We start from the raw sequence: 9,955 nt of genomic DNA, 5'->3' as shown, positions 1-9,955 counted from the left end.
CACCTGCACCGGCTGCCCGGCGCCCGGGAGCTGGTCGAGGCGCTGGCCGCCACGCACCCGGTGACGGTGGTGGAGATGGGCTGGCCGGGCGCCTGGCGTCCGGTGGGGGCACGCGCCTTCGTCGCCACCTACGGCGCCAGCCACGCCAACGGCCGCGCCGCCGCGCGGGTGCTCGGCCTGACCGACTGATCCGTACCGCCCCACCCGGCCCGCCGTCCGCGACGGCGGGCCGGCGTGCGTCCGGGACTTGAACACGTTCAAGAAACGTCGTACGCTCGGCGCGACGCGAATTTGAACATGTTCAAGAGAGACGACGGGGGATGGACGTGAAGGTCTGGATGTACCTGGCCTACCTCGCGGTGAGCATCGGCCTGACCATCTGGGTGGCGCGGGCGCTCTCCCGCAACGGGCTGGTGTTCCTGCAGGACGTGTTCGCCGACAGCCGGCTGGCCGACGCGGTCAACAGCCTGCTCGTGGTCGGCTTCTACCTGCTCAACCTGGGCTACGTCACGGTGGCCATGAAGGAGTCCGGCCCGGTCGGCGACGCCAGCCAGGCACTGGAGCAGCTCTCGCTCAAGGTGGGATTGGTGCTGCTGGTCCTGGGGGCGTTGCACTTCTTCAACGTGTTCGCGCTCGGCCGCTACCGCCGCGGCCGGCTGCGGCAGCAGGCGACCCACCCGCCGCTGCCCCCGGTCGCCGTGCTCCCGCCCCAGGGTGGCCCGCACCCCGCCCCGCCGGCGGGGCCGAACCCGCCGGCCCGGTGACGTCCGCCCCGGGCGGACACCCGTCGGATCCCACCGGGCACGGGGCCGGTGGGATCCGCGGGTTCACCGTCCTCTACGACGCGGGCTGCCCGCTGTGCCGGGCCGCCCGACGGTGGCTCGCCTCGCGCGCCCAGCTCGTACCGCTGGAGTTCGTGCCGGCCGGGTCGGCGGAGGCCCGGTCGCGCCTCCCCGGGCTGGACCACGACGCCACGCTGCGGGACCTGACCGTGGTGGCCGACACCGGCGCGGTCTACACCGGCGACGGCGCCTGGTTCGCCTGCCTGTGGGCGCTCGCCGAGCACCGCCGCACGGCCGAACGACTGGCCCGCCCGCACCTGCTCCCGCTGGCCAGGCGGGTGGTGGCGGCGGCCGCCGCGGTCCGCGAGCGGATCCGGGAACCGGGATACGGTGACGACGATGACCGAGCAGAGTGCGCCGACGACCGCTGCGGGTGGCCCGAGCACCGGGGCGACCGCCCGGGGTGAGCAGACCCGCCGGCTGATCCTGGACACCGCCCTGCGGTTGTTCCGCGAGCGGGGGTACGCGCGCACCACGATGCGGGCGGTGGCCCAGGAGGCCGGCGTGGCGGTGGGCAACGCCTACTACTACTTCGACTCCAAGGAACACCTGATCCAGGAGTTCTACGCGGAGACCCAGCACGAGCACCGGGCGGTCGCCGCTCCGGTGCTCGCCCGGGAGCGCGGCTTCGCCCCGCGACTGGCCGGGGTGCTCCACGCCGGCGTGGACGTGCTCAGCCCGTACCACTCGTTCGCCGGCACCTTCTTCAAGACGGCGGCCGAGCCGACCTCGCCGCTCAGCCCGTTCTCCACCGAGTCGTCCGCGCCCCGCGAGGCGTCCGTGGCGCTCTTCCGCGAGGTGCTCGCGGGCTCCACCGCCAAGCTCGACGACGAGTTGCGGGAGACGCTGCCGGAGCTGCTCTGGCTCGGCTACATGGGCGTGGTGCTCTACTGGGTGCACGACCGCTCGCCCGGGCAGGTCAAGACCCGTCAGCTCATCGACGGCGTGGTGCCGTTGGTCGACCGGCTCGTCGGGCTGTCCCGCCTGCGGGTGCTGCGACCGGTCACCCGACAGGCGCTCACCCTGATCCACACTCTGCGTCACTGACGCTCGCCGCTTCGAGCCGACGGGATTGCGCAGGTCAAGTCCGTAACCGGACAGGGCCAACCGTCGCCGCACCCCTTGCCCGCCGCCCGCTCGCACACATAGCGTTACCGGTGTCGGGGCCTGGGGGGAGAGGCAGCGGACCGTGGATCCGGCCCGGGATCCACGGTCCGCGCCCACGCCGCGAGGGTCAGTGCGGAAAGACGCCGAACGAGGTCCACCCCCGGTCCGGGAACCCGGCCGCCTCGGCCACCCGCGCGGAGGCGACGTTGTCCGCGTCGTGCAGATAGGTCGGGACCGCCCCCTCGTCCAGCACCCGACGGGCCGCCTGGGCGACCAGCCGCCGCGCCAGCCCGCGACCGCGGGCCGCCTTCGTCGTGCCGACCGCCAGTTCATGCCCGTACGCGTCGTGCCGCTTGATCCCCACCCCGGCCAGGTACGCGCCGTCGTCGTCCCGGACCACCAGCACCTCCCGGTCGAACAGGCGCAGCCAGGGCGGCGCGCCGGGCACCGTCGGCGGGAGCCACTCCCCCACGTCGGGCAGCGGCGCCGGGTCGGTGCACCAGCGGAAGGCCCCGGCCTGCGTGGTGAACTCCGGCGTGCCCACCGTTGCCGGCAGCGCCGGCAGCCACGCGTCGCGGGGACGCCCGCGGATCAGCGCCCGGACCGCCTCGACCCGGTCCGGCGCCACGGAGAGGATCGCGCTGCCGTCCACCGCGACGCCGATCGCCGGGCGCAGCCGACCGTCCCAGGCCGGGCGGGCCCGGCGGTAGGAGCGGACCACGTGCCATCCCGGTGCCGCCGGCCACTGCCCCAACCAGGTCGCCAGATGCAGGAACAGCCGTCGGTCGAGCACATGATCACGGTACGCCCGCCGGACCCGCTCCGACCCGCCCACACCGTAAGAACCTGGCAATGGCTCGCGCTCCCACCCGTGGCTACGCTGGCCTCTCCGTGAGCGGGAGGTGCGCGGTGGCGCAGCGGGTGCTGGTGGTGGACGACGACCGGACGGTCGCGGACGTGGTCTGCCGCTACCTGGAGCACGCCGGTTACGAGGTCGAGCACGTCGGCGACGGGTCGGCGGCCCTGGACACCGTGGCCCGCCGCCCGCCACACCTGGTGGTGCTGGACCTGATGCTGCCCGTGCTGGACGGGCTGGAGGTGTGCCGGCGGCTGCGGGAGCGGCCGGACGGCGTACCCATCGTCATGCTCACCGCCCGCGGCGACGAGGCCGACCGGATCCTCGGCCTGCAACTGGGCGCGGACGACTACCTGGGCAAACCGTTCTCCCCCCGGGAGCTGGTGCTGCGGGTCCGCTCGGTGCTGCGCCGGGCCGGCGGGGAGCCGGCCGCCGCGCCGCCGCAGCTGCTCGTCGACGGCGGTCTGGAGGTGGAGACCGGCCCCCGGGTGGCCCGCCTGCACGGCCGCGAACTGACCCTCACGCTGCGCGAGTTCGACCTGCTGGCCCACCTGATGCGGCACCCGGCCCGCGCGTTCCGCCGCGCCGAACTGCTGGACCGGGTGTGGGGCTGGAGCTTCGGCGACCAGTCGACCGTGACCGTGCACGTGCGGCGGCTGCGGGAGAAGATCGAGGACGACCCGGCGCGGCCCCGCCGCATCGTCACCGTCTGGGGCGTCGGCTACCGGTACGAGCCGGCCGATGCGTGACCTCGCGCTGATCTTCGGCGTGGCGTTGGCCGCCGCGCTCGCCGTCGGGCTGGCCGGCGCGGTGACGCTGCGGCTGCTGCGCGGCCGGTCGATCACCGTGCACATCTCGGTGCTGCTGGCCATGACCGTCGGCGCGGTGGCCGCCGGGGTGGCCGTGGTCGCCCAGGCGATGTTCCTGTCCCCGCACGACCTCCAGGTGGTGCTGGCCACCGTGGCCGCCGCCGGCGTGGTGAGCCTGGCGGTCGGCTGGCTGTTCGGCCGCCGGCTGGCCGCCGCCGCGGTCTGGGCCGACCAGGCCCGCGAGCGGGAACGCCGGATCGAGAAGGGCCGGCGCGACCTGGTCGCCTGGGTCTCGCACGACCTGCGTACGCCGCTGGCCGGCCTGCGTGCGATGGCCGAGGCGCTGGAGGACGGCGTGGTCGACGACCCGGCCACGGTCACCGAGTACCACCGCCGGATCCGGGTCGAGACCGACCGGATGACCAGGCTTGTCGACGACCTGTTCGAGCTGTCCCGGATCAACGCCGGCGCGCTGCGGCTGTCGCTGTCCGCGGTGCCGCTCGGCGACGTGGTCTCCGACGCGCTGGCCGGGGCGGCCCCGCTGGCGGCGGCGCGCCGGATCCGCCTGGTGGCCCCCGAGGCGGGCTGGCCGACGGTCAGCGCCAGCGAGCGGGAGCTGGCCCGGGTGGTGGGCAACCTGCTGCTCAACGCGATCCGCTACACCCCGGAGGACGGCACGGTACGGGTGGACGCCGGGCGCGAGGTCGACACGGCCTGGCTGGCCGTCGCCGACACCTGTGGCGGGATCCCCGAGGGTGACCTGTCCCGGGTCTTCGACGTGGCGTTCCGCGGTGAGCCGGCCCGTACCCCGGCGGTCGAGCCGGGTGGATCCGGCGGCCTCGGCCTGGCGATCGTGCGCGGACTGGTTGAGGCGCACGGCGGGCGGGTAGAGGTGCAGAACGTCAGCGACGGATGCCGATTCGTGGTCCGCCTGCCGGCCGCAGGAATCTGACGCTCCGACGGAACCGAACGCATCGATCCTGCGTCATATTGATTTCCATACATGGACAAGTTTCTCTGGGACGGTAGTGGTCATGCCGAATCATCCGAATGACCGATTCCAGCAGGACGCGGAGCAGAGCTGGCGGGCCGCCGACTCCGCCGGGCGGTTCCCGGCGCAGCCGGGCTACCGCGAGGCCCGCGACCGGGGACTCTCCTGGGCCGAGCTGAACACCCAGCCCGCCGACAGCTCCGCCTGGCGCGGCCTCACGACCCGCTGAGCGGGCCGCGACACACCGGACGGCGGAGGTCCGGGGCTTCGCACACCTGTGCGGTAGCGTCTTGTGGTCCGATTTCCGGCTACGACAGGAGAAGCTCCGCGCATGGGCAAGAAGACGATCCACGTCTCCGACTTCACCGGCCAGGTGCTGTCCCCCGACGACGAGGTGGTCAAGGTCGTCGTGCTGGAGCACCCGGACCTGGTCGCCGGGCCCGTGCAGCTGGACGCCACCCCGGTCGACGTGGAGAGCATCGACGACGCGGCGCTGGACGTGGCCGTGGTGGAGATCCACGACCGGCACGGCGGCGGCGAGCCGCGCCGGGTGGTGCTGACCGCCAGTGAGTTCGACGCGATGGCCACCGACGTGCCGATGGCGCAGCTCCTGCGTACCGCCGAGCGGGTGAAGCCGCCGAAGGCCCGGCGGACCGCCGAGAAGATCGACTACGGCACCATCGAGCACGCCGGCCGGCCACACCGGGGCCGGGTCACCGAGGAGGAGGCCCGCCTGGTGCGGGACCGCCTCGACGAGGTGAACAAGCGACTCGCCGACGCCGGCATCCGCCAGGTCGACCCCGCCGACCCGGAGCACGCCGCCCGGTACGGCTTCCCCACCGCCGACTGACCCGTCGCGCGTCGGGCACGTGCCCCCGTGACACGTGCCCGACGCGGGTCAGGCCCGCTTGCGCGTCAGCTCCGCCAGCGCGCCCTCCACCGCGGACTCCATCGCGTCCTTGCGCAGGCCGAGTCCGCCGAGCACGCCCTCGTCGCCCTCCTCCTCCAGCAGGGCGAGCAGGATGTGCTCCGTACCGATGTAGTTGTGGCCCATCCGCAGCGCCTCCCGGAACGTCAGCTCCAGCACCTTCTTGGCGCGCGCGTCGTAGGGGATCAGGTCCGGGACCTGGTCGGCCCGCGCCGGCAGCGTCGGCACGACGGCCTCCCGGAACATCTCCAGGGGTACGCCCTTCGCCACGATCAACGCGGCCGCCAGCCCGTCCGGCTCGGCGAGCAGCCCGAGCGCGACGTGCCCGGGGGTGATCTCGGCGTTGCCGGCGGCCCGCGCCTCCTCCTGCGAGGCCAGCACCACGTTGCGGGCGCGCGGCGTGAACCGGCCGAACCCGGCGCTCGGGTCGAGCGCGGCGGCGGTCTCCACCTTGGCCGCGGAGCGCTTCTGGGCGGCCTGCTTGCTCACCCCCATGCTGCGGCCGATCTCCGTCCAGGAGGCGCCGGAACGGCGCGCCTGGTCGACGAAGTGCCCGATCAGGTGGTCGGCGACGTCGCCCAGGTGGTCGGCGACCAGGACCGCGTCGGCGAGCTGGTCGAGTGCGTTGGAACGGGTCTTCTTGATGCCCTCGATCAGCTCGTCGAGGCGCACCGGGTGGCTCATCGTGAGCGGTTCGGTCTCATCCATGCGTCAACCATAGGTTGACGCGCTCGCACTCGTCAACCTTGGGTTGACGCTCTTCTCGTCGATCATGAAGTCGGCGGCGTTGTCGATCTCCGCTCGGGCCGCCAACCTCATGATCGACGCGTCGACAGCGTCAGCCGCGGATCCACTGCTGGTTGCTGCCACCGTTGCAGGTCCAGATCTGGACGGCCGTGCCGTTGGCGGTGCCCTGGCCGTTGACGTCCAGGCAGAGGCCCGAGGCGACGCCGACGATCGTGCCGTCGGCATTGACCCGCCACTGCTGGTTGCCACCGCCGGTGCAGGTCATGATCCGCGCGCGGCTGCCCGAGGCGGTGCCCGGCACGTCCAGGCACTTGTTGCCGTAGACGGTCAGCTGGTTGTTCGCGCCGAGCGTCCACCGCTGGTTCGCCCCGCCGTTGCAGTCCCAGATCTGCACCACCGCACCGTCGGCCTGGCTGGCGCCGTTGACGTCCAGGCACCGGTTGGCGCTCGCGCTGCGGATCTCCCCGGTCGGGCTGCCGGAACCGTCGCCGGGGGTGATCGACAGGTTGTCGAACTGGGCCGTGACACCCTGGCCGGTGCCGTACCCGATCTGACCGGCTACCCAGGTCGTGTCCGACACCGAGCCGACCGTGACGCCGTCGACGGACGCGGTGAGGGTGCCACCGTCCAGCTTCAGCGCCAGGGTGTGCCAGCGGCCGGTGCCCAGGGCCGAGGTGGTGCCACTGGCCAACGTGCGCCAGTTGCCGCTGGTGTTGTTGCTCCGGATCGACCAGGCGCCGCCGTCGGTGACCCGGAAGTAGTAGCCGTTGAGGTTCTGCGGGCCCTGGTGGTTGTAGGTGTTGGCGCGCCCGACGAGCTGCACGTAACCGGGCCTCTCCAGCAGGACGTCCGAGGACACCGTGTAGTTGCGCCAGCTCAGGTCGCCGAGCAGGGCGTACGGCTCTGCCTGGCCGGAGGTCCAGTAGATCGGCGTCTGGTCCGACATCTGGCGTACGCACTGCCCGGCCCGACCGGCGGCGCACCCGGCGATCTCGAACGAGCCCTGCTGGTCCATCAGGTAGCGGGCCTGCCGGCCGGTGGCGTAGCTGTCGAAGGTGTCGGCGTACGGCAGCCGCAGGGTGCCCGCCGCCGGGCTGGTCGCCGTGCCCTTACCCTGCCCGCTGGTGGTCGTGATGCTGTAGACGTGGCCGGGCTGGACGGTGAGCGAGAAGCGCCCGCCGACCGGGGTGATGTCGCCGCCCCGGACGAAGTGGTCGGCGGGGTTGTTCGACCTGACGTTCGTCGACCACACCCGCACCACCCCGGTGGACAGCCCGCCGGTGACCGTGACGTCGAGCGTCTGCGCCGCGCCGGCGTCCATGGTCTCGACGACGGTGCTCCAGTCGCTGCCGTTCGGCGACTTCAGCGAGACGTAGCTGCCGTTGTTGCGGTTGCCGCCGAGGTAGCCGCCGGATCCGTCGAGGTAGCGCCAGCCCGGGGCGGTGAACTGCGTGGTCTGCGCCATCACCCACGCGCTGCGGCCGATGGAGTACGCGCCGGACCACGGCTGCTGGGCCACCGCCACACCGGTGGTCGCCCAGGGGATGTTCGGGGTGATGGCGGCGATGGCCGGCCAGTTGAGGTAACCGGTCATCCTGCCGTCGAGGTATCCCCGGTTGACGCCCCGGGCGAGCGCCGCCGCGCCGGCGTTGTAGTCGTCGGAGCCGTTCTCGCTGGCCCAGAGCTGCTTGCCCGTCGACACCGCGTTGGCGGAGCTGGGGCAACTGCTCTGCGCGCTGCGGTAGCCGCAGACGTAGTGGCTGCCGAAGACCTGCACGGCGTTGGCGAACGCCGGGTCGCGGAGCGACTCGTCGGCGGCGGCCCACCCGAAGTCGTCCGAAGCGACGATCTTCACGGCCGCGTAGCCACGCGAGTCGAGCGCGGCGCGCAGGTTCTTGTACCAGGTGGCGTTGTAGCCCTTCTCGTTCCACCCGCCGAGGTAGGAGATGGTCAGCCCGTGCGTGGCCGCGCAGTCCAGCCAGGCGACCAGGTAGTCGATCGAGTCGGTGGACCAGAAGTTGCCGTTGCCGATCCAACCGGGCGCACCCCAGGCCAGCCCGGCCAGCGCGATGGTCGGGTTGCGCGCCCTGGCCTGCTCCATCAGCCACCACTCGTAGCCCCGGTTGCAGTTGATGCTGCCGCGGGTGTGCTCGTGGCTGGGTTCGGCGCCCGAGGTGGAGTTGGTGTCGCCGCCGATCTCCACCTTGAGCAGTTGCATGGCGGCCCCGTAGCCCGGCTTGAACAGGTAGTCGAGGAGCTGGCCGCGCTGCGGTTCCGGATAGTCGATGAGCAGTCGGCTGTTGCCGCCGCCACCGCTGACCGCGCCGACACCGTCGAACGTGCGCCCGCCGGACGCGCCGTTGACGGTGACGGTGGTCGCGGCCCGCGCGGGCTCGGCGTGCCCGGTGAGCACGGCTGCCGCCGCCACCACGGCGACCACGGCCGCCGACACCACCGTCCGCCACGACCCGCGTCGTCGGAGCACTGCGTTGTCCACCTGGCCCGCCTCCTCGGCTCCCCCGACAATTGATCGTCAAACGTCGATACGCTTCGATGATGTTAGCGTTCACACACATCGCTGGTCAACGCCACGAGCGCTTCCCGCGGGGGTCGGCACGGCACCGGTCCGGACGGTACGGTGGTCCCCGACCGAGTCCCGCCGGCCGGACCGGCAGGCACCGGCGTGAGGGAGGGTCGCGTGGCGTCCACGGCAGCCGACACGGCGTCCAAGGCAGCCGACATCGCCGCCGAGCAGGCCTACTTCGACGTGGCGGCCGCGCACCGCGATCGGCGCCGCGACGACCTGGCCCGGCTGCCGTCGGCCGCCGCCCACGGCGCCGCCGCGGCCCACCTGCGCCAGTACGCCGACACCGCCGCCCGGGCACTCGGCGCGGCCGACGACGCGGTGGCCTTCGGCCGGATCGACGACGAGGCCGGCGAGGTCCGCTACGTCGGACGACACCTGATCCGGGACGCCGACGGCGAGGTGCTGGTGGTCAACTGGCACGCCCCGGCCGCCGCCGGCTGGTTCGAGGCCACCGCCGACAACCCTGCCGGGATCCGCCGCAAACGCGCCTTCACCTGCACCGGCAACACCATCGACGACCTGACCGACACCATCCTCGCGGAGATCGCCGAGGCCGTCGACGCCCACCTGCTGGCCGAGCTGGGCCGCGGCCGCACCGGCACGATGCGGGACATCGTCGCCACCATCCAGGCCGCCCAGTTCGCGCTCGTCCGCGCCCCACGCGACCGGGTGCTGGTGATCGAGGGCGGCCCCGGCACCGGCAAGACCGCCGTGGCGCTGCACCGGGTGTCCTGGCTGCTGTTCCAGCACCGCGCGGACATGTCGGCCCCGGACGTGCTGGTGGTCGGGCCGCACCCGACGTTCGTGCGCTACATCGGGCAGATCCTGCCCACCCTCGGCGACGACGGGGTCGAGCTGCGCGACGTCGGCCGGCTCGCCCCGGATGTCCCTCGTGGACGCGTCGAGCCGGACGCGGTGGCCCGGATCAAGGGCGAGGCCCGGATGGCCGGCCTGCTCGCCCGGGCGCTGGACGCCCGGATCGGCGTCCCCGACCCGGCCGAGCGGCTGCTGGTCGGCGGCCGGTTCGTCACCCTGCCCGGTGCCGAGGTCGCCGAGGCGCTCGCCTCGGCCCGGGCCGCCGACCTGCC

Annotated in this window: 11 protein-coding genes and 1 pseudogene; 9 read left to right on the top strand and 3 right to left on the bottom strand. The window is 73.2% G+C overall.

What is annotated here, in order from left to right; translation table 11 throughout:
- From HUW36_RS17450 to HUW36_RS17435, 4 genes and pseudogenes are all read left to right on the top strand, one after another.
- Positions 1-189, top strand: a pseudogene (locus tag HUW36_RS17450) (glycoside hydrolase family 3 protein); the annotation flags it as partial.
- Between the two features lie 131 nt (positions 190-320).
- Positions 321-764: a hypothetical protein gene (locus tag HUW36_RS17445; protein ID WP_174529143.1), complete on the top strand. Its 444-nt coding sequence runs from the start codon at positions 321-323 to the stop codon at positions 762-764.
- A complete protein-coding gene (locus tag HUW36_RS17440; protein ID WP_174529142.1) occupies positions 761-1,249 on the top strand; it encodes a thiol-disulfide oxidoreductase DCC family protein in 489 nt (162 codons plus the stop codon). The genes HUW36_RS17445 and HUW36_RS17440 overlap by 4 nt, the downstream gene beginning before the upstream one ends.
- On the top strand, positions 1,182-1,889 hold the full coding sequence (locus tag HUW36_RS17435) for a TetR family transcriptional regulator (RefSeq protein WP_174529141.1): 708 nt from the start codon (positions 1,182-1,184) through the stop codon (positions 1,887-1,889). The genes HUW36_RS17440 and HUW36_RS17435 overlap by 68 nt, the downstream gene beginning before the upstream one ends.
- Before the next feature lie 187 nt (positions 1,890-2,076).
- On the opposite strand, the gene HUW36_RS17430 is transcribed toward HUW36_RS17435, so the two are convergent.
- Entirely contained in the window at positions 2,077-2,742 is a 666-nt protein-coding gene (locus HUW36_RS17430) for a GNAT family N-acetyltransferase (RefSeq protein WP_174529140.1), read from the bottom strand.
- Positions 2,743-2,858: 116 nt separating this feature from the next.
- Between HUW36_RS17430 and HUW36_RS17425 the strand changes: the two genes are divergently transcribed.
- From HUW36_RS17425 to HUW36_RS17410, 4 genes are all read left to right on the top strand, one after another.
- Positions 2,859-3,554 carry a response regulator transcription factor gene (locus HUW36_RS17425; protein ID WP_174529145.1) on the top strand — a complete coding sequence of 232 codons (696 nt, stop codon included), beginning with the start codon at positions 2,859-2,861 and terminating at the stop codon, positions 3,552-3,554.
- Entirely contained in the window at positions 3,547-4,566 is a 1,020-nt protein-coding gene (locus HUW36_RS17420; RefSeq protein ID WP_174529139.1) for a sensor histidine kinase, read from the top strand. The genes HUW36_RS17425 and HUW36_RS17420 overlap by 8 nt, the downstream gene beginning before the upstream one ends.
- Positions 4,567-4,648: 82 nt before the next feature.
- Positions 4,649-4,834, top strand: a complete 186-nt coding sequence (locus HUW36_RS17415) for a DNA repair protein (protein WP_091584059.1) — start codon at positions 4,649-4,651, stop codon at positions 4,832-4,834.
- A 102-nt stretch (positions 4,835-4,936) separates the two neighbouring features.
- Positions 4,937-5,455, top strand: a complete 519-nt coding sequence (locus HUW36_RS17410) for a hypothetical protein (protein ID WP_091580819.1) — start codon at positions 4,937-4,939, stop codon at positions 5,453-5,455.
- Between the two features lie 48 nt (positions 5,456-5,503).
- Here the strand turns inward: HUW36_RS17410 and HUW36_RS17405 are convergent, their stop codons facing one another.
- Both HUW36_RS17405 and HUW36_RS17400 read right to left on the bottom strand, forming a co-directional pair.
- Positions 5,504-6,241, bottom strand: coding sequence for a Clp protease N-terminal domain-containing protein (locus HUW36_RS17405; RefSeq protein ID WP_174529138.1), 738 nt, complete (start codon positions 6,239-6,241; stop codon positions 5,504-5,506).
- Positions 6,242-6,371: 130 nt separating this feature from the next.
- Positions 6,372-8,777 carry a ricin-type beta-trefoil lectin domain protein gene (locus tag HUW36_RS17400; protein WP_425487243.1) on the bottom strand — a complete coding sequence of 802 codons (2,406 nt, stop codon included), beginning with the start codon at positions 8,775-8,777 and terminating at the stop codon, positions 6,372-6,374.
- Positions 8,778-8,978: 201 nt separating this feature from the next.
- Between HUW36_RS17400 and HUW36_RS17395 the strand changes: the two genes are divergently transcribed.
- Positions 8,979-9,955, top strand: a 977-nt coding sequence (locus HUW36_RS17395) for a helicase domain-containing protein (protein WP_484502596.1), incomplete at its 3' end; no start/stop codon positions are given.

This window comes from Micromonospora maritima, assembly GCF_902825405.1.
Lineage (GTDB): Bacteria > Actinomycetota > Actinomycetes > Mycobacteriales > Micromonosporaceae > Micromonospora > Micromonospora maritima.
Note: the sequence above shows the minus strand (reverse complement) of the source record. Positions and strands in the feature narration are given on the sequence as shown.